This window comes from Citrobacter sp. Cb004 (genome assembly GCF_030337065.1).
Taxonomy (GTDB): domain Bacteria; phylum Pseudomonadota; class Gammaproteobacteria; order Enterobacterales; family Enterobacteriaceae; genus Citrobacter; species Citrobacter braakii.
The window spans coordinates 66,324-85,745 of record NZ_JAOWCH010000033.1 but is presented as its reverse complement, the minus strand read 5'-3'; the positions used below and the strand labels follow the sequence as shown (position 1 = coordinate 85,745).

Annotated in this window: 16 protein-coding genes and 2 pseudogenes; 5 read left to right on the top strand and 13 right to left on the bottom strand. The window is 52.6% G+C overall.

Annotated features, from left to right (window positions below; translation table 11 throughout):
* The 5 genes and pseudogenes from fkpB to OGV65_RS01295 all read right to left on the bottom strand — a co-directional run bounded on the left by fkpB (position 1) and on the right by OGV65_RS01295 (position 5,080).
* Positions 1-450 (bottom strand): FKBP-type peptidyl-prolyl cis-trans isomerase, encoded by a 450-nt coding sequence (fkpB, locus tag OGV65_RS01315; protein WP_003018929.1) that lies wholly within the window; start codon positions 448-450, stop codon positions 1-3.
* 117 nt (positions 451-567) lie between these two features.
* A complete protein-coding gene (gene lspA, locus OGV65_RS01310; protein WP_003018932.1) occupies positions 568-1,065 on the bottom strand; it encodes a signal peptidase II in 498 nt (165 codons plus the stop codon).
* Entirely contained in the window at positions 1,065-3,881 is a 2,817-nt protein-coding gene (gene ileS, locus OGV65_RS01305; RefSeq protein ID WP_286454515.1) for an isoleucine--tRNA ligase, read from the bottom strand. Before ileS ends, lspA begins: the two co-directional genes overlap by 1 nt.
* 37 nt (positions 3,882-3,918) lie before the next feature.
* The gene (gene ribF / locus OGV65_RS01300) at positions 3,919-4,857 is read right to left on the bottom strand and encodes a bifunctional riboflavin kinase/FAD synthetase (protein ID WP_003829725.1); all 939 of its coding nucleotides are present in this window, start codon (positions 4,855-4,857) and stop codon (positions 3,919-3,921) included.
* A 7-nt stretch (positions 4,858-4,864) separates the two neighbouring features.
* Positions 4,865-5,080: pseudogene (locus OGV65_RS01295) on the bottom strand (DUF2575 domain-containing protein).
* A 105-nt stretch (positions 5,081-5,185) separates the two neighbouring features.
* Here OGV65_RS01295 and rpsT point away from each other — a divergent pair.
* Positions 5,186-5,449 carry a 30S ribosomal protein S20 gene (gene rpsT / locus OGV65_RS01290; RefSeq protein WP_003018940.1) on the top strand — a complete coding sequence of 88 codons (264 nt, stop codon included), beginning with the start codon at positions 5,186-5,188 and terminating at the stop codon, positions 5,447-5,449.
* Positions 5,450-5,540: 91 nt separating this feature from the next.
* Positions 5,541-5,627, top strand: a pseudogene (locus tag OGV65_RS25460) (hypothetical protein); the annotation flags it as partial.
* A gap of 114 nt (positions 5,628-5,741) precedes the next feature.
* Here the strand turns inward: OGV65_RS25460 and nhaR are convergent.
* From nhaR to dnaK, 4 genes are all read right to left on the bottom strand, one after another.
* Positions 5,742-6,641, bottom strand: coding sequence for a transcriptional activator NhaR (gene nhaR / locus OGV65_RS01285; protein ID WP_049281592.1), 900 nt, complete (start codon positions 6,639-6,641; stop codon positions 5,742-5,744).
* A gap of 38 nt (positions 6,642-6,679) precedes the next feature.
* A complete protein-coding gene (nhaA, locus tag OGV65_RS01280; RefSeq protein WP_016151635.1) occupies positions 6,680-7,846 on the bottom strand; it encodes a Na+/H+ antiporter NhaA in 1,167 nt (388 codons plus the stop codon).
* Positions 7,847-8,055: 209 nt separating this feature from the next.
* Positions 8,056-9,189 (bottom strand): molecular chaperone DnaJ, encoded by a 1,134-nt coding sequence (gene dnaJ / locus OGV65_RS01275; RefSeq protein ID WP_008786151.1) that lies wholly within the window; start codon positions 9,187-9,189, stop codon positions 8,056-8,058.
* An 85-nt stretch (positions 9,190-9,274) separates the two neighbouring features.
* Positions 9,275-11,197: a molecular chaperone DnaK gene (gene dnaK, locus OGV65_RS01270; protein WP_016151634.1), complete on the bottom strand. Its 1,923-nt coding sequence runs from the start codon at positions 11,195-11,197 to the stop codon at positions 9,275-9,277.
* A gap of 611 nt (positions 11,198-11,808) precedes the next feature.
* Here dnaK and satP point away from each other — a divergent pair.
* Positions 11,809-12,375 (top strand): acetate uptake transporter, encoded by a 567-nt coding sequence (gene satP / locus OGV65_RS01265; protein WP_003018969.1) that lies wholly within the window; start codon positions 11,809-11,811, stop codon positions 12,373-12,375.
* Positions 12,376-12,409: 34 nt separating this feature from the next.
* Here the strand turns inward: satP and OGV65_RS01260 are convergent, their stop codons facing one another.
* The 3 genes from OGV65_RS01260 to tal all read right to left on the bottom strand — a co-directional run bounded on the left by OGV65_RS01260 (position 12,410) and on the right by tal (position 15,493).
* Positions 12,410-13,717: an MFS transporter gene (locus OGV65_RS01260; protein WP_047500141.1), complete on the bottom strand. Its 1,308-nt coding sequence runs from the start codon at positions 13,715-13,717 to the stop codon at positions 12,410-12,412.
* Positions 13,718-13,841: 124 nt separating this feature from the next.
* Complete coding sequence (gene mog / locus OGV65_RS01255) at positions 13,842-14,429, bottom strand: molybdopterin adenylyltransferase (RefSeq protein ID WP_047414486.1); 588 nt, start codon at positions 14,427-14,429, stop codon at positions 13,842-13,844.
* Between the two features lie 110 nt (positions 14,430-14,539).
* Positions 14,540-15,493, bottom strand: a complete 954-nt coding sequence (gene tal, locus OGV65_RS01250) for a transaldolase (RefSeq protein ID WP_016151631.1) — start codon at positions 15,491-15,493, stop codon at positions 14,540-14,542.
* 274 nt (positions 15,494-15,767) lie between these two features.
* Between tal and OGV65_RS01245 the strand changes: the two genes are divergently transcribed.
* Both OGV65_RS01245 and yaaA read left to right on the top strand, forming a co-directional pair.
* Positions 15,768-17,198, top strand: coding sequence for an alanine/glycine:cation symporter family protein (locus OGV65_RS01245; protein ID WP_103928888.1), 1,431 nt, complete (start codon positions 15,768-15,770; stop codon positions 17,196-17,198).
* A 77-nt stretch (positions 17,199-17,275) separates the two neighbouring features.
* Complete coding sequence (yaaA, locus tag OGV65_RS01240; protein WP_016155647.1) at positions 17,276-18,049, top strand: peroxide stress protein YaaA; 774 nt, start codon at positions 17,276-17,278, stop codon at positions 18,047-18,049.
* An 84-nt stretch (positions 18,050-18,133) separates the two neighbouring features.
* Here the strand turns inward: yaaA and thrC are convergent, their stop codons facing one another.
* Positions 18,134-19,420: a threonine synthase gene (gene thrC, locus OGV65_RS01235; RefSeq protein ID WP_016151628.1), complete on the bottom strand. Its 1,287-nt coding sequence runs from the start codon at positions 19,418-19,420 to the stop codon at positions 18,134-18,136.
* Between the last annotated feature and the right edge of the window lie 2 nt (positions 19,421-19,422).

Below are 19,422 nucleotides of genomic sequence, written 5' to 3'. Positions count from 1 at the left end.
TTACGCCTCCAGTGCCGGTTCGACTTCCAGCACTTCAATATCAAAATGAACGGTATGCCCGGCCAGCGGATGGTTGAAATCAACCGTGATCGAGTCACCGTTGATTTCGCGGATCACACCAGGCATCTCACTGCCGTCCATTGCGGTAAAGAGCATGATAGCGCCAATTTCTGGCTCGCCCGCGTCCATAAATTCCCGACGCGAGAAATACTGAATTAAGTCCGGGCTGGACACGCCGAAGGCGGCATCCGGCTCCAGAGCAAAAGTGGTTTTATCACCTTCTTTTAACCCCAGCAGGTGTTGTTCCAGTCCTTCAGACAGAGAACCGTCGCCCAGGCGAAACAGCGCAGGCTTGCCGTTATTGCGGGTTGACTCCGCGGTGGAGCCATCGTCGAGCTTAAGGGTGAAGTGCACCAGCACCGCACTGTTACTCTGTACTGATTTAGACATGCAGGTTGCTCTTTAAAATTGCTGCCGCCTGTTTGCCCGATAGCGCTACGCTTACCGGGCCCACAAGAATCGCAGTATATTGTAAGCCGGATTAGCATAGCGCCATCCGGCATTTTTTTATGCGGCTTTTTTCTCTTTCGACGGTAAGAAGCCTTCGAGGACAATCAATGCCGCACCGATACAGATCGCCGTATCAGCAAGGTTGAATGTCGCGAAATGCCAGTCACCGACGTAAAAGTCAATCATATCAACCACGAAGCCGTGCCACAGGCGGTCGAACAGGTTGCCCAGCGCACCGCCAATGATTAACGCATACGCGATGTTGTTTAGCTTCTGCGTCGCCTTCGAGCGATACATCATCACCATCAGGATAACGCAGATACCAATGGCGATACCGGCAAAGAACCAACGTTGCCAGCCACCGCTGTCGGCTAAGAAGCTAAACGCCGCACCATAGTTACGCGCATAGTGCAGATTAAGCGACGGGAACAGCGACACCGTATCCCCCAGAGCAAAATTCTGGAGGATCAGGTATTTGCTGCCTAAATCGATAATCAGCACGACTACCACCAGCCACAGCCAGCGTAGTCCTGTTGAACATAGAGGCTTACTCATCAGGCAAACTTACGTTGTTCGCCATCACCGGCGATGTTGCTGACACAGCGTCCGCAGATATCTGCATGTTCCGCCACCTGGCCGACATCGGTAGTGTAATGCCAGCAGCGCGGACATTTCTCACCTTCGGCTTTGCTCAGTACGATTTTCAGACCTTTGAGCAGTTCGCTCTGCTGAGCGTCAGCAGGAGCCGCTGCATAATCCGCAACCGTCGCACCGGAGGTCAGCAGAACAAAGCGCAACTCTTCGCCCAGAGCGGTCAGTTTCGCCGCCAGCCCTGGTTCAGAGTACAGGGTAACCGCCGCTTCCAGCGAACCACCGACTTTCTTATCCGCACGCGCCTGCTCGATGACCTTGTTCACTTCGCCGCGCACTTTCAGCAACTCGTCCCAGTAGGCGTCATTCATCGCTTCGGTTTCGCCTAAGCCAAACAGACCTTCGTACCATTCACCGGTAAAGACGTACTTCTCACGCTCGCCCGGCAGGTAACCCCAGATTTCATCGGCGGTGAAGGACATGATCGGCGCCATCCAGCGTACCAGCGCTTCTGCAATATGGAACAGCGCAGTCTGGCAACTACGACGCGCCACACTGTCCGCTTTCGCGGTGTACTGACGGTCTTTGATGATGTCGAGGTAGAACGATCCCATTTCTACGGAGCAGAAGCGCATCAGGCGCTGTACTACTTCGTGGAAGTCATAGGCTTCATAAGCTTTCAGGATCTCTTCCTGCGCCGCTTGTGCACAACCTACCGCCCAGCGATCCAGCACCACCATCTCTTCCGGTTTCACCATATCTTTTACCGGATCGAACCCATTCAGGTTCGCCAGCAGGAAGCGTGCGGTGTTACGGATACGACGATAGCTGTCGGCAGCACGTTTCAGGATTTCGTCAGAAACGGCCATTTCGCCGGTATAGTCGGTAGAAGCGACCCACAGACGCAGAATATCCGCGCCCAGTTTGTTCATTACGTCCTGCGGGCTTACGGTGTTACCGATAGACTTGGACATTTTGCGACCCTGACCATCAACGGTGAAACCGTGGGTCAGTACCTGACGGTATGGCGCTTTGCCCTTCATTGCAGTGGAGATCATCAGAGAAGACATGAACCAGCCGCGGTGCTGGTCAGAACCTTCCAGATACATATCTGCCGCATGGCCTGCAAACTCAGGACGCACGTCCACGACGGATGAGTGGGTTGAACCGGAGTCGAACCACACGTCCAGCGTATCCGGGACTTTGACATACTGGTCAGCTTCATCGCCAAGGATATCTTTCGGGTCGAGATCCCACCACGCCTGGATGCCGTCAACTTCAACGCGTTTGGCCACTTCTTCCATCAGTTCGATAGCACGCGGATGCAGCTCTTCGGTGTCTTTGTGAACAAACAGAGACATCGGCACACCCCACGTACGCTGACGGGAGATACACCAGTCAGGACGGTTGGCAACCATCGATTCAATACGTGCCTGGCCCCAATCCGGGATCCATTGCACGCCTTTGATCTCTTTAAGCGACTGCGCGCGCAGACCTTTCTGATCCATGCTGACGAACCACTGCGGAGTCGCACGGAAGATGATCGGCGATTTGTGGCGCCAGCAGCACGGGTAGCTGTGCTGCATCTTCTCAACGTGCAGCAGAGCGCCTTTATCGCTCAGCAGCGCAACGATTTTGTCGTTGGCTTTAAAGACGTTCACACCGTCCAGATCCGGATAGGTACCCGCCAGATATGCGCCGTCCGGGCCAACCGGGTTAGCGATTTCCAGACCGTATTTCTGGCTAATGACGTAGTCATCCGGACCGTGGCCGCCGGCGGTATGGACCGCACCGGTACCCGCATCCAGCGTAACGTGATCGCCAAGAATAGCCGGCACGTCAAAGCCCATAAACGGATGGGTAAAGCGCAGCAGTTCCAGCTCGGCGCCTTTTACGGTGCCCAGAATAGTGTATTCAGCCGCACCAATACGCTGCATGACGCTTTCAACCAGATCCTTCGCCAGAATCACAGCCTGCCCGTCAATCTGCACCAGCGCATAGTCAAAATCAGGCGCCAGAGAGATTGCGCGGTTCGCCGGTAACGTCCACGGGGTGGTAGTCCAGATAACCAGTGAGATCGGGCCATTGACGTCAGAAACGCCAAATTTCGCTTTTACCGCGTCCTGATCGACGGCGTGGAACGCAACGTCGATGGACGGGGAGGTTTTGTCATAATACTCAACTTCCGCTTCCGCCAGCGCGGAACGGCAATCAACGCACCAGTGCACCGGCTTCGCACCTTTGTGCAGGTGACCGTTACCGATGATTTTACCCAGCGCACGAATGATGTTGGCTTCAGTTTTGAAGTCCATGGTCAGGTACGGATGCGACCAGTCGCCCAGCACGCCAAGACGGATAAAGTCTTTACGCTGACCGTCAACCTGCGTCGCTGCGTATTCACGGCATTTGGCGCGGAACTCAGCGGCGGTGAACTTCTCGCCCGGCTTGCCGTATTCCTGCTCTACTTTCAGCTCGATAGGCAGACCGTGGCAGTCCCAGCCCGGAACGTAAGGCGAGTCGAATCCCGTGAGTCCTTTGGACTTCACGATAATGTCTTTCAGAATCTTGTTAACCGAGTGACCAATATGAATGCTGCCATTCGCATAAGGAGGGCCATCATGCAGAATGAAGGTTTTTTTGCCTTTTTTGGCCGCACGAATGATGCCGTACAGGTCATCATCAGTCCAACGCGCCAGCATTCCCGGTTCACGCTTGGCGAGATCGCCGCGCATCGGGAACCCTGTTTCCGGCAAATTCAGGGTTGATTTATAGTCACTCATCAGATTCTCGGTTCCGTATTTAAAACTCGTATAGGCATTAAGCCGGTTTTGTTAGCCCAAAAAATTCACGGGCAGTCAACTCATCACGCGCAATCTGCGCTTTTAGTTCATCCAGCGAGGCAAATCGCTGTTCGCTGCGTATTTTTTTACGCAGTACTACATCTATATGGCGACCATACAGGTCCATTACAACGTCCAATAGATGCACTTCCAACTGTTGGCGTACGCCTGCTACCGTCGGGCGTGTGCCGATGTTGGCGACGCCGGGTAAAGGTTTGTCACCCAGCCCCATTACTTCAACCGCATAAACCCCTTTCACCGGAGAAACCTGGCGACGAAGCGGTAAGTTTGCCGTCGGAAAACCGATAGTGCGCCCTAACTCGTCACCGTGAACTACGCGTCCTGAGATAGTAAAAGGATGCCCAAGCAGGCTTTCGGCCAGTTGCAGGTTATCTTCCGCCAGCGCCTGACGTACCGCGGTGCTGCTGATGCGCACACCGCCTTCACAGAAGGTTTGGGTGCTGGTGATATCAAAACCATACTCAGCGCCCGCTTCCTGTAATAACAAGAAATCGCCCGCACGGCTAGCGCCAAAGCGGAAATCATCACCAACGGCAAGAAATTGTACACCAAGGCGCTTCACCAGCAGATCGCTGATGAAGGTCTGCGCCGTTAATGCCGCGAAGCGCCTGTCAAAACGCACGCACAGCACGTAATCAACGCCGCACTCCGCCAGATAACGCAGTTTTTCCCGCAGACGGGTGAGGCGCGCAGGTGACTTGTCCGTCGCAAACAGCTCCAGCGGCTGCGGCTCGAAAATCATCACCATCACCGGTAAATTGCGTTTGCGCCCTTCTTCCCGTAAGCCCTGCAGCAACGCACGATGGCCACGGTGCACGCCGTCGAAATTACCAATAGTCAGCACACACCCATGCGGGGCCTGACTGAGATTATGTATGCCTCGTATCAGCTTCATGTCTGGCTCAAAACAGTGAAAATCGTGAAAGTATACCCTGTACCGCGTTCAACGTTAACCGGCGATTGTTTCTACGAAACAGAAAGAGGATGGTTTTCATCGTTATGAAACAAATTGACGCCCTTCACGGGCACACCAATGCAATTTTTCTCGTGGAAAGGCTGTATTCACGCCCCGCAAGCTGGTAGAATCCTGCGCCATCACTACGCAACGAGTGCTGCAATTTAAACGGCGCTTATTTGCACAAATCCATTGACAAAAGAAGGCTAAAAGGGCATATTCCTCGGCCTTTGAATTGTCCATATAGAACACATTTGGGAGTTGGACCTTGGCTAATATCAAATCAGCTAAGAAGCGCGCCGTTCAGTCTGAAAAGGCCCGCAAGCACAACGCTAGCCGTCGCTCTATGATGCGTACTTTCATCAAGAAAGTATACGCAGCTATCGAAGCTGGCGACAAAGCTACTGCACTGAAAGCATTTAACGAAATGCAACCGATCGTGGACCGTCAGGCTGCTAAAGGTCTGATCCACAAAAACAAAGCTGCACGTCATAAAGCAAACCTGACTGCACAGATCAACAAACTGGCTTAATCGCCTGCTTGTTGTCGCTTTGTGAAAAAACCCGCGTAAGCGGGTTTTTTTATGCCCGTCGTTTGCAGCCGGATTCGACAGCAACCGTCATTCACTAGGCATTGAGCTAATAGTCTCTGTCTGGCCGAAGGTGGATAACCGCCCCAAGAGATATCGGGAGATGCGTGAAAACGGCTGGCCACGGAACAGAATTCCGGTATTTATCCGCGAAAGTGGTAAATACCGGAATTTATTAAAGCTGTAGAATCCTTCCGGCTGTAGGCAACCACCGCAGCCGGAAGCATTACGACGATCAGGTTGATTGCAGCTTAAATAATGCCGAGTAGTCCGCATTGCAAATACGCTGCACCGCTGGATGCTGGATCATTCTTTCCGCAAATATGGCGTGATACTCCTCCATTACATTCTCTACGCGTCCAATTTCAACAATTGAATCATCGGCATAGAAATTGTGGGAATAAAGCGTAGGCGCAACAAAAATAGCATTATGCGTTGCGCCGAACGCTTTCATCAGCGCGGCGTCATCAAACTCGCCAAGGATTTCAACGTTCAGCCCTTGTGAGTTAATCCAGTTCAGCAGCTTACGCCCGAGCATCGAACGGCGCCCAGGGATCAGCAATCGACGCTCTTCGAGGCAGGCCGGAAATGGTTTCTCAGGCAATGGCTGGGTGCACCAAAAGCTCACGCTGCATTCGCCAATCCGCACTGAGAACAACCCTTCCTGCTGCGTAGAATCGATCGGGCAGTCGGAGATAATCATATCCAGTTTATGCTGGCTGAGCTGATCAAGCAGCATCTCGTGCGTTGATTCAAAACAACGCAGATGGATTTGTTCATCTTCAACGACTGCGGCATTCAGCACGCTGCTGACCAGCTGTTTGGACAACGCATCCGCTACGCCGACATCGAACAGTAAATTCGACTCTTTGCGATAGTTCACGATATCCAGCATTTCCTGGCTTAACGTGAACATCTTATCCGCATAACGAAAAACCAATTCGCCTAATTCAGTGGGCTCCAGTCCACGCCCCTTCCGCTTGAACAACTTTCCCTGTAAGCGTTCCTCAAGCGCTTTAATCTGCCCGGTAATGGTTTGCGGTGTCAGATAAAGCGCCTCTGCTGCACCAACCACCGATCCTTCTTTATATACATGCCAAAAGTAGTACAGGTGGTTGTAGTTTATATGAGACATACACTCTCCCTGAAAATTGTCACGAAAGGGTTATTCCGTCAGGCTGCTGCGTTCAACCGGGTGCGTAACCAGCAGTAACCTATTACCGCCGACAGCAAAGAACCGATCAGGATCCCCAGTTTCGCCCAGTTAATCAGCTCAGGATCGACGGTCCCAAACGCCAGGCTGGCGATGAAAATCGACATCGTAAAGCCAATGCCGCACAGAATGCCGACCGCCATAATTTGCTGGAAATTCGTTCCCTCCGGCAATTGCGCCATCCTGAAGCGTAACGCCAGCCAGCAAAAGAGGCTGATACCCAGTGGTTTCCCGATTAACAGGCCAGCAATGATCCCCAGCGGTAACACCGAGGTCAGTCCATCAATGGTGACGCCCTGCAGTGAGACACCCGCGTTAGCGAAGGCAAACAACGGTAGGATCAGGTATGCCACCCACGGGTGCAGAACATGCTCCAGACGCTTCGCCGGTGAACGCCCGTGTTTTTCCTTCAGCGGAATGAAGAAACCGACGATCACGCCCGCCAGAGTTGCATGCACGCCAGACTTCAGTACGGCCGTCCACAGCACTACGCCAACCAGAATATAAATACCGGTGCGTCTTACACCGCACAGATTCAATGCTGCCAGGACAAGGATCGCGCACGCGGCAACGCCCAGCGACAACAGCGAGAGATCGCTGGTGTAGAACAACGCGATGATCACAATAGCGCCGAGGTCATCGATTATCGCCAGCGCCATCAGGAAGATTTTCAACGCCAGCGGGACACGACTGCCCAACAGCGCCAGCACGCCTAATGCAAAAGCGATATCCGTTGCCGCCGGGATCGCCCAACCCTCACGGGTGATAGGGTCAGCATAGTTGAATGCCAGATACAGCAGCGCCGGGACAATCATGCCCCCGATAGCGGCAATGATCGGAAACGCAGCCTGGCGCAGACTGGCCAGCGAACCTTGCATTAACTCACGCTTCACTTCCAAACCGATCAACAGGAAGAACACCGCCATCAACGCGTCATTGATCCACAGCAGCATATTTTTGTTGATCTCAAGCGCGCCAACCCGCAGTTGAACGGGCGTTTCCAGAAAGGCGTGGTACCATCCACTGGTAACCCCGATATTTGCCATCAGCATAGCAACCACGGCAGCGATGATCAGAATGATGCCCCCCGAGGCGTCACTACTAAAAAAACGATGCAGATGTTTCACTTTTATTCTCTCTATTGGGTGAATACTTCGTAAATACTATCTTACACCTTCAGAAAGCTCGTTAAAATTAGATTATTCATGATGAATAAATCGGTTTTAACGAGCTATTAAAATAAAGTCGTTCAGGATTTTCCGAACGGAAAACAGAAATAAAAAAGCCTGAAACTTTTCAGTCCCAGGCTTTTTATCAAAGATAATTGAGTCGAGAATTAGCGCGTCAAATCGTCAAAAAATTTCTTCACACCGTCGAAGAAGCTTTTAGAGCGCGGACTGTTTTGCTCGCCGGTCGGGCCGCCAAAGCTGTCCTGCAAATCTTTCAGCAACTGCTTCTGCTTGTCGTTGAGGCCTACCGGGGTTTCAACCACAACACGGCACAGCAGATCGCCCTGTGCGCCGCCGCGTACTGACTTAACGCCTTTACCACGCATGCGGAACAGTTTGCCGGTTTGCGTTTCGCCCGGGATTTTTAACTTCACGCGACCATCCAGCGTCGGCACTTCAATCTCGCCGCCCAGCGCTGCCATCGCAAAGTTAATCGGCACTTCGCAGTACAGGTTATTGCCTTCACGTTCGAAAATTGGGTGCTGTTTTACCTGCACCTGAACGTACAAATCGCCTGCTGGCGCGCCATGTTCACCGGCTTCACCTTCACCCGCTAAACGAATACGGTCGCCAGTATCAACCCCAGCCGGGATCTTAACGGACAGCGTTTTGCTCTTCTCAACGCGACCATGACCATGGCATTTGTTGCACGGGTCTTTAATCAACGTACCGCGGCCCTGACAGTGTGGACAGGTCTGCTGTACGGCAAAAAAGCCCTGACGCATCTGCACCTGACCAGAACCGTGACAGGTTGGACAGGTCTGGGGTTGCGTGCCCGCCTTCGCACCGCTGCCGTGGCAAACATCACACTCTTCCAGCGTCGGAATACGGATCTCTTTGGTGACGCCACGCACGGCTTCTTCCAGAGTGAGATCCATGTTGTAACGTAAATCAGCACCACGTGAGGCGCGCTGACGACCGCGACCGCCGCCAAAGATATCGCCAAACACGTCACCAAAGATATCGCTGAAGTCGGCCCCGCCGCCAAAACCGCCGCCACCGCCCATACCGCCTTGCTCAAACGCTGCATGGCCGTACTGATCATAAGCCGCACGTTTTTGCGCATCGGTGAGGATCTCGTACGCTTCTTTGATCTCTTTAAACTTGGCTTCGGCCTCTTTATCACCCTGGTTGCGGTCCGGGTGATATTTCATGGCCAGGCGCTTGTAGGCCTTTTTGATTTCACGCTCTTCCGCTGATTTGGAAACGCCTAAAATCTCGTAATAGTCTTGCTTAGCCATCTCTTTTTATCTGCCCCTAACATGCGTGCACGGGCGGAGAGGAAACCTCTTCGCCCGTGCCAGTAATTACCCGTTCAAAGGGCGATTATTTTTTGTCTTTCACTTCTTCAAACTCAGCGTCGACAACGTCGTCATCTTTCGCGTTGTTTGCAGAAGCATCAGCACCTGCTGCGCCAGCCTGCTGCTGTGCGTGCTGCTGCTGAGCGATTTCCATCAGTTTCTGGGAAACCTGTGCCAGCGCCTGCATTTTCGCTTCGATATCCGCTTTGTCTTCGCCTTTCAGAGAAGTTTCCAACGCGGTCAGTGCAGACTCGATGGCAGTTTTGTCATCAGCCGGCAGTTTGTCGCCTGCTTCTTCAACCTGCTTGCGAGTGCTGTGCAGCAGATGGTCACCCTGGTTACGGGTCTGAACCAGCTCTTCAAACTTACGGTCAGATTCTGCGTTCGCTTCTGCTTCGCGAACCATTTTCTGAATTTCTTCTTCGTTCAGACCAGAAGAAGCCTTGATGGTGATCTTCTGCTCTTTACCGCTATTTTTGTCTTTCGCGGAAACGTGCAGGATACCGTCGGCATCGATGTCAAAAGTAACTTCGATCTGCGGCATACCGCGCGGAGCCGGGCTGATGCCATCCAGGTTAAATTGACCCAGATCTTTGTTATCAGCGGCACGTTTACGTTCACCCTGCAGCACGTGGATGGTTACCGCAGACTGGTTGTCTTCAGCGGTAGAGAACACCTGGCTGTGCTTGGTCGGGATAGTGGTGTTTTTCGCGATCAGTGCAGTCATCACGCCACCCATGGTTTCGATACCCAGAGACAGCGGGGTAACGTCCAGCAGCAGCACGTCTTTCACATCACCGGTCAATACACCACCCTGAACGGCAGCACCGATTGCCACAGCTTCGTCCGGGTTAACGTCTTTACGCGGCTCTTTACCGAAGAACTCAGCAACTTTCTTCTGTACCATCGGCATACGAGTCTGACCACCAACCAGGATAACGTCCTGAACGTCGGAAACAGACAGACCAGCATCCTGCAGAGCAACTTTCAGCGGCTCGATAGAACGGTTAACCAGGTCTTCAACCAGGCTTTCCAGTTTCGCACGGGTCACCTTGATGTTCATGTGTTTCGGACCAGTCGCGTCTGCAGTGATGTACGGCAGGTTCACGTCGGTCTGCTGAGCGGAAGACAGTTCGATCTTCGCTTTCTCAGCGGCTTCTTTCAGACGCTGCATCGCCAGCGGGTCGTTACGCAGGTCGATACCCTGATCTTTCTTAAATTCGTCAACCAGGTAGTTGATCATACGGCTATCGAAGTCTTCACCACCCAGGTGGGTATCACCGTTGGTTGCCAGAACTTCGAAGGTTTTTTCACCGTCAACTTCGTCGATTTCGATAATAGAGATATCGAAAGTACCACCACCCAGGTCATAAACCGCGATAGTACGGTTGCCGACTTCTTTATCCAGACCGTAAGCCAGTGCAGCTGCGGTTGGTTCGTTGATGATACGTTTTACTTCCAGACCTGCGATACGGCCGGCGTCTTTGGTTGCCTGACGCTGAGCATCGTTAAAATATGCAGGTACGGTGATAACTGCTTCAGTTACCGGTTCACCCAAGTAATCTTCAGCCGTTTTCTTCATTTTTTTCAGCACTTCAGCAGAAATCTGCGGCGGTGCCATTTTCTGACCTTTTACATCAATCCATGCATCACCGTTGTCAGCACCGATGATTTTGTACGGCATGATGGCTTCATCACGCTGCACTTCTTCGTCCTGGAAGCGGCGGCCAATCAGGCGTTTAATCGCAAACAGGGTGTTTTGCGGGTTTGTCACTGCCTGACGTTTAGCCGGCTGACCAACCAGAGTTTCACCATCCTGGGTATAAGCAATGATAGAAGGCGTGGTGCGATCGCCCTCGGCGTTCTCCAGCACACGTGCAGTAGTGCCATCCATAATCGCTACACAAGAGTTGGTAGTACCCAGGTCGATACCAATAATTTTACCCATCTAAACGTCTCCACTAAAAATTCGGTCATCATGTGGTTGTGAATCTGTAATAAGGGCGAAACGTGCGGTTTCAACTACCCTGAATCGTTTTTTTTCAGACTCACCACTGCGGTTGTCTACAAGATGGGGTCGTAACCCACGTCATCAAGGGGGGCATGAAAAATTTTTTTAGCCTTGTGGCAATAAATTCGCAGAAAAAAGGCAAAAAGAGATAAAAATGAATAGTCGCCAACCAGAATTAATTCATACAAGCAATTAAATCAGGAAAGTTATTCACATAAAAATTGTAATAAAAAGAAAAGATTACGAGCATGAATCGTTTTTATGACGACGGTAATATGGTCTGAAGTCACACACTTTTGCAGCCGTCAAAGAGAAACTCCATGAAATCTGTGTTAACCCTTTCCGCCAGCCTGCTTATGGGCCTTCTGCTGAGCAGCACCGCCGTAACTGGCAAGCGTGATGCCCATCACAGGGAAAATAATTCATTTTCCCTTCGTTAGATCATAGACAGTGCCTTCTCCCCTGATTATCATGCCGCGCCCCGAAGACAGCGATCGTTATTCGGGGAAACTATTTCACCATTCAATCAATGATGATTTTGAGGAATTATGGGCAACACTAAGTTGGCTAATCCGGCACCGCTGGGCCTGATGGGCTTTGGCATGACCACCATTCTGCTTAACCTGCACAACGCGGGTTTCTTCGCTCTGGACGTTATTATTCTGGCGATGGGCATTTTCTACGGCGGTATCGCGCAAATTTTTGCCGGACTGCTGGAATATAAAAAAGGCAACACCTTCGGTTTAACCGCCTTTACCTCCTACGGTTCGTTCTGGCTGACGCTGGTTGCGATCCTGCTGATGCCGAAAATGGGCCTGGCGGATGCAACCAATGGTCAGTTCCTGGGCGCTTACCTCGGTCTGTGGGGCGTGTTCACTCTGTTCATGTTCTTCGGTACGCTGAAAGCCGCGCGCATGCTGCAGTTCGTGTTCCTGAGCCTGACAGTGCTGTTCGCCCTGCTGGCCGTGGGCAACATTGCGGGTAACGAAGCGATCATTCACGTTGCTGGCTGGGTAGGCTTAGTGTGTGGCGCAAGCGCCATTTACCTGGCGATGGGTGAAGTGCTGAACGAACAGTTTGGCCGTACCATCCTGCCGATTGGTGAAGCGCACTAATCTGATGCTATCCCCCCTGACGGGGGGATATTCCTTACAAGCGCTGTAACTCTGCCTGTACGCTCGAATCGCGATGATAAAGATCCTGTCGCAGCCAAATCCCCAAACCTAGCCCTACCAGCGATAACGCCAGCACATACCAGGCCGGAGCCATTGGCGACACGCTCATTAACATCGTGACGGCGATTGGCGTCAGACCACCAAAAATGGCGTACGACACGTTGTAAGAAAAGGATATTCCGGTAAAGCGGACTTCCGCCGGAAACGCCCGCACCATCACATAAGGCACAGCACCCACCACGCCAACGCATAACCCCACCAGCCCGTATAACAGGAACAAATGCTGGGGATGGCTGCCGGTCAGGTGATAGAAAAACCAGCTTGAACAGGCCAGCATCAGGCTGCCGACAATAAAGGTTTTGCTGGCGCCGACCCGGTCGACAATAAACCCGGCCAGCAGACAACCGACGCACAGCATAATGGTAGCGACACTGTTGGCTTGCAACGTTAGCGCCGGCGCAAAGCCATACTGCTTCTGCAACCAGACTGGTGACATCAGGATCACCACCACAATCCCGGCTGAAAGCAGCCAGGTCAGCAGCATTGAAATAACCACCGCTTTTTTATGTTTGCTCACCACTGACTTCACCGGTAGCTCTTGCGCCAACGCTTTACGCTGCTGCATTTCGAGAAATATGGGTGTCTCCTGCAGCCAGCGACGCAGGTACATCGCCACCAGCCCAAACACGCCCCCCAGCAGGAAAGGAATACGCCAGCCGTAATCATGCACCGCCTGCTGCGTCAGGCTGGTGTTCACCAGCGTCGCAACCACCGACCCCAGCAGAATTCCCACCGTCAGGCCGGCAGTCAGCGTTCCGCAGGCAATGCCGATGCGACGCTCCGGTACATGCTCCGCCACGAACACCCACGCGCCCGGAACTTCTCCGCCGATGGCAGCGCCTTGCAAAATACGCATCAGCAGCAACAGCAGCGGCGCGAGGATCCCCATTGAGGCGTAAGTAGGCAACAGGCCAATCGCCAGCGTCGGTATCGCCATCAGCAAAATGCTCAGGGTGAACATTTTCTTGCGCCCGACCAGATCGCCAAAGTGCGCCATGATGATGCCCCCCAGCGGACGCGCCAGATAGCCGGCGGCAAAAATGCCGAAGGTTTGCACCTGACGTAGCCATTCAGGGATGTCTGCAGGGAAGAAGAGCTCGCCAACAACAGCGGCAAAGAAGACAAAGATAATGAAATCATAAAACTCAAGCGCACCACCAAGGGCAGCAAGCGTAAGGGTTTTATAATCCTGGCGATTCAGCGGTCGAGTGTGTTGTGACATAGCAAACCATGAGTCAGTGAAGTAATTGAATCTGTTCGTTGATATATGTAAAGAAAAAATTACTATATCGTAAACAATTCAATACTCCACTGTCATTGGTACTTATGCCACGATCGGGCTACTTTCAGGTATTTGTTTCGCGTATTGCGCTTTTAGGACGAAAAGATGCTACAACAGTCGGTGCGGTTTCCACATACGGCCCATCCAATAGCTGTATACAATACGGTACACTTGCAAAAATACCCGGCACGATAACCTTACCGTCGGCATCTTTCACGCCTTCCAGCGTCTCTTTGATCGATTTTGGCTGCCCAGGCAGATTCAGGATCAACGCCTGCTTGCGAATCACGCCAACCTGACGGGAAAGAATCGCCGTTGGCACAAAGTGCAGGCTTATCTGGCGCATCTGTTCACCAAAGCCCGGCATCTGACGGTCGGCTACGGCAAGCGTCGCATCAGGCGTTACGTCACGACGGGCCGGACCCGTTCCGCCGGTAGTCAGCACCAGATGACAACTCATTTCGTCTACCAGCTCGCATAAGGTCTGTTCGATGATCGCCTGTTCATCCGGGATCAACCGCGTTTGCAGCTCAAAAGGGGTGGTAAGGGCAGACGCCAGCCACTCTTCAAGGGCCGGGATACCTTTATCCTGGTAAACGCCGCTGGAAGCACGGTCAGAAATGGAAACCAGGCCAATGCGTAAAGTATTCATGATTATTCCGTTTAAACAGTCTCGTTAAACAGAATGATACACTGCGAAGGGAAGGACAGACAGGTTTCAGAAGAGGTAGCGTGACCCATATCAGGGCCACGCACTAATGATTACAGCAGATCGCCGATCATTTTTTCCAGTTTACCCTGGTCTACAGCAAACTTACGGATACCGTCCGCCAGTTTGTCTACAGCCATCGGATCCTGGTTATGCTGCCACAGAAACTCAGCTTCGGTGATGCGTGCAGGGCGCGCTTTCACTTCGCCGGAGAAAGACAGTTTACGTTCGATAGCACCTTCGCTTTCCGCCAGTTCTTTCAGCAGTGCCGGAGCAATCGTCAGACGATCGCAGCCTGCCAGCTCAATGATTTCGCCGATGTTACGGAAGCTCGCACCCATAACTACGGTTTCGTAACCGTGCTGTTTGTAGTACTCGTAGATTTCCGTTACGGAAACCACTCCCGGATCTTCTGCCGGTGCATACTCTTTCTTGTCGGTATTGGCTTTGTACCAGTCAAGAATACGGCCAACGAACGGAGAAATCAGATATACGCCAGCTTCTGCACATGCACGTGCCTGCGCGAAGGAGAACAGCAGAGTCAGGTTACAGTTGATGCCTTCTTTTTCCAGCTGCTCAGCGGCACGGATGCCCTGCCAGGTTGAAGCCAGTTTAATCAGGATGCGATCGTTGCTGATGCCAGCATCGTTGTACATTTTGATCAGGCGTTTTGCTTTAGCGATGGACGCGTCGGTGTCGTAGGACAGACGAGCGTCAACTTCAGTGGAGATACGACCTGGGACCAGTTTCAGGATCTCCAGACCGATATTTACTGCCAGCTTGTCGGTCGCGTCGACGACCTGCTGCGCACGGTCGTTGCTCTGCTGCTTAGCCCAGGCTACAGCGTCATCAATCAGCTTGCGGTATTCCGGGATCTGCGCTGCGTTAAGAATGAGAGAAGGGTTAGTTGTGGCATCCTGAGGCTGATACAGCTTCATTGCCGCGATGTCTCCGGTGTCGGCCACTACTGTGGTGAACTGACGAAGGGAGGTCAATTTGTCCGTCATGATAGCGATTCTCTTTAAACAGCTTGTTAGGGGGATGTAACCGATCTTCCCTGATGATAGCACGACGCACTCTCAGCGCAACCGCCTGGATTGTCCGACCAGCCGCTCAGCCCTGATTACGCATCGCCAAGCCTGTGATGCGCAATTAAGGGATATAACGATTGTTATGATAAACTCCCGCAATCAATCACCTTATAAGGTATATACTGGTCGATTATTGGTAGCGCTTACACGGGAATATTCGCGCTTACCGGCATCAACAAGAGGGATGTTAATGCCTGATTTTTTCTCATTTATTAATGAAATACTCTGGGGATCGGTGATGATCTACCTCCTGCTTGGCGCAGGATGTTGGTTCACCTGGCGTACAGGGTTTATTCAGTTTCGCTATATTCGCCAGTTTGGCAAAAGTCTTAAAAACAGCATCAGCCCGCAGCCGGGCGGTTTAACTTCCTTTCAGGCTTTATGCACCAGTCTTGCCGCACGTATCGGTAGCGGAAATCTGGCGGGCGTGGCGTTGGCGATTGCCGCTGGCGGCGCGGGAGCCGTGTTCTGGATGTGGGTCTCGGCGATCATTGGTATGGCGACGTCATTTGCCGAGAGCTCTCTTGCCCAACTGTATAAAGAGCGCGACAGCAAGGGACAGTTTCGCGGCGGTCCTGCGTGGTATATGGAGCGTGGGCTGGGCATGCGCTGGATGGGCGTTCTTTTTGCCATCTTTTTACTCATTGCTTATGGTCTGATTTTTAACAGCGTTCAGGCAAATTCGGTCTCTCATGCGCTGACCTTTGCTTTTGATATCCCTCCCCTCTTTACCGGTATCGCACTGGCAATAGTGTCATTATTGGCAATCATTGGCGGCATTAAAGGCGTTGCCCGCCTGATGCAATGGTTCGTTCCGATGATGGCGCTGTTGTGGGTCGGTTGCAGCATCGTCATCTGTCTGTGGCATTTCGGACAGCTCCCCGGCATTATCATGACCATTATAAAAAGTGCCTTTGGCTGGCAGGAAGCCGCAGCCGGTGCCGCCGGGTATACACTAAGCCAGGCCATTGCCAGCGGCTTTCAACGCGGTATGTTTTCTAATGAGGCCGGAATGGGATCAACTCCGAACGCGGCCGCGTCGGCAGCATCCTGGCCTCCGCATCCTGCGGCACAAGGCATTGTGCAAATGATCGGAGTATTAGTTGATACGCTGATTCTCTGTACGGCCAGCGCGATGATTGTTCTGTTGGCGGGTAATGACGCCAGCTATGTACCGATGGAAGGCATCCAGTTACTCCAGAAAGCGATGGTTTCAGTAACGGGAGAATGGGGTGCCGGATTCGTGGCGTTAATTGTGATTCTGTTTGCCTTTAGCTCTATCGTAGCCAACTACATCTATGCGGAAAATAACCTCGTTTTCCTGAAGCTGGACAATATCCGCGTCATCTGGCTATTAAGGATCGCCACCGTTAGCACCGTTATCGGCGGAACGTTAGTCAGCGTTCCGCTGGTCTGGCAGTTGGCGGACATCATTATGGCGTGTATGGCCATCACTAACCTGACGGCGATTCTGCTGCTTTCACCGGTTGTGCAGACTATCGCCTGCGACTATCTACGCCAACGCAAACTCGGGGTGCGCCCAGAATTCGATCCGCGCCGTTATCCTGATATCAGACAACAACTTGCGCCCGAAAGCTGGGATGAGACGCCGCGCGGATAGCGCGGCAATCGCAACCATCGATCAATTCTGTCGTTTTTTTTGCTAAAGTCGCAGTAAATTTCCTGCAAGGACTGGATATGCTGATTCTGATTTCACCTGCAAAAACGCTCGACTACCAAAGTCCGCTGGCAACGACACGTCATACATTGCCCGAACTGCTGGATCACTCTCAGCAGCTTATTCACGTGGCGCGCCAACTCTCTGCTCCGCAAATTGGCAAGCTGATGGGAATTAGCGACAAGCTGGCGGATCTGAACGCCACGCGTTTTCATGACTGGCAGCCTGACTTCACGCCGGAAAACGCGCGCCAGGCCATTCTGGCATTTAAAGGCGACGTGTATACCGGACTGCAGGCTGAAACCTTCAGCGAAGCGGATTTCGACTTCGCTCAGCAACACTTACGGATGTTGTCCGGGCTGTACGGCGTTTTGCGTCCGCTGGATTTGATGCAGCCTTACCGTCTGGAGATGGGTATTCGTCTGGCCAATGCGAAAGGTAAAGATCTCTACCAGTTCTGGGGAGATACCATCACCGATAAACTCAACGAAGCGCTGGAAGCGCAAGGCGACAGCGTAGTGATTAACCTCGCCTCGGATGAGTATTTTAAATCCGTGAAGCCGAAAAAGCTCAATGCGGAGCTTATCAAACCGGTCTTCCTCGACGAGAAGAACGGCAAGTTCAAAGTCATCAGCTTCTATGCCAAAAAAGCGCGCGGCCTGATGAGTCGCTACATTATTGAGAACCGCTTAACGCAGCCAGAACAGCTGACCGCCTTTAACAGCGAAGGCTATTTCTTTGATGAAGAAGCGTCAGGAAATGGCGAACTGGTGTTTAAACGCCAGGAGCAGTAGTAAAAAGGCCGGATGGCGGCGAACGCCCGATCCGGCCGACAGGTTTTGTAGGCCCGCTAAGCAAAGCGCCAGCGGGCACAACCGTTAACCGCGGGTCATCATCAGCTTGCGCAATTCAGCAAAATCAGCAGGCAGGTGATGAGAAAGCAGCGGCAGGTCCGCGCGTTCCGCCAGCGCTTTTGGCAGAGCCAGCGTCAGGTCAAGAATCTCTTCAACGCTTTCTTTAAACTTGGCCGGATGCGCAGTGCCGAGGAACAGGCCGTACTCGCCAGGGTTCAGTTGGTCACGCAGCGCACGGTAAGCCACCGCCGCATGCGGTTCTGAGGTGTACCCCATCTCATGCAGCTCACGCATCGTGTCCTGAGTAGTGGCATCGTCAACAGCGGCATAACCCAGCTCATTCAGACGCCAGATCTTACGGCGGAACAGTTCTTCCACCCGCGGCCAGTTATTTGGCTGGCTGACATCCATCGCATTCGACAACGTCGCCTGTGTCGCTTTCGGCACCCATTCACCTTGTGCAAGAAAGCGTGGAACCGTATCGTTGACGTTGGTCGCTGCGATAAAACGCTTCACCGGCAAGCCCAGTGATTTTGCCAGCAGCCCGGCAGTCAGATCGCCAAAGTTGCCGCTAGGAACGGAAATAACCAGTTGATTACGCGCCTCTTGCGGCAGTTGAGCCACGGCCTCAAAGTAGTAACAGATTTGCGCCAGCAGACGGCTGATGTTGATTGAGTTAGCCGAATTCAGCCCCAAAGCTACCTTCAGCTCTTCGTCATCAAACGCCTGTTTCACCAGCGCCTGACAGGCATCAAAATCGCCATCAATCGCCACGGTTTCAATATTGCCACCCAGTGTACAGAACAGTTTTTCCTGTAATGGGCTAATCTTGCCGTTCGGATAAAGGATCACCACGCGCACATTTTTCAGGCCATAAAAGGCATGTGCGACTGCCGCACCAGTGTCTCCAGAGGTCGCCGTCAGAATGGTGACCGGTTTGTCGCCGCTGATATGCGTCAGCATCTGCGCCATAAAGCGCCCGCCAAAGTCTTTAAATGCAAGCGTTGGGCCGTGGAACAGCTCCAGACAGCCGATATCCGCGGCAACCTGAGCAACCGGCGCCGGGAAGGCAAACGCCGCACGCACGCGCTGTTCCAGAATCTCCTGTGGGATTTCATCACCGATAAATGCGGAAAGGATCTTCGCGCTGCGGCTAACGAAATCCTGGTTCAACATCTCATCGACTTCTGACAGATTGAATTCCGGCAAATCGTGCGGAAAAAACAATCCCTGATTCTTGCCAAGCCCTTGTGTGACGGCCTGTGCAAAGCTGACCTGTTCGTTATGATCTTTCAGATTATACAGTTTCATTG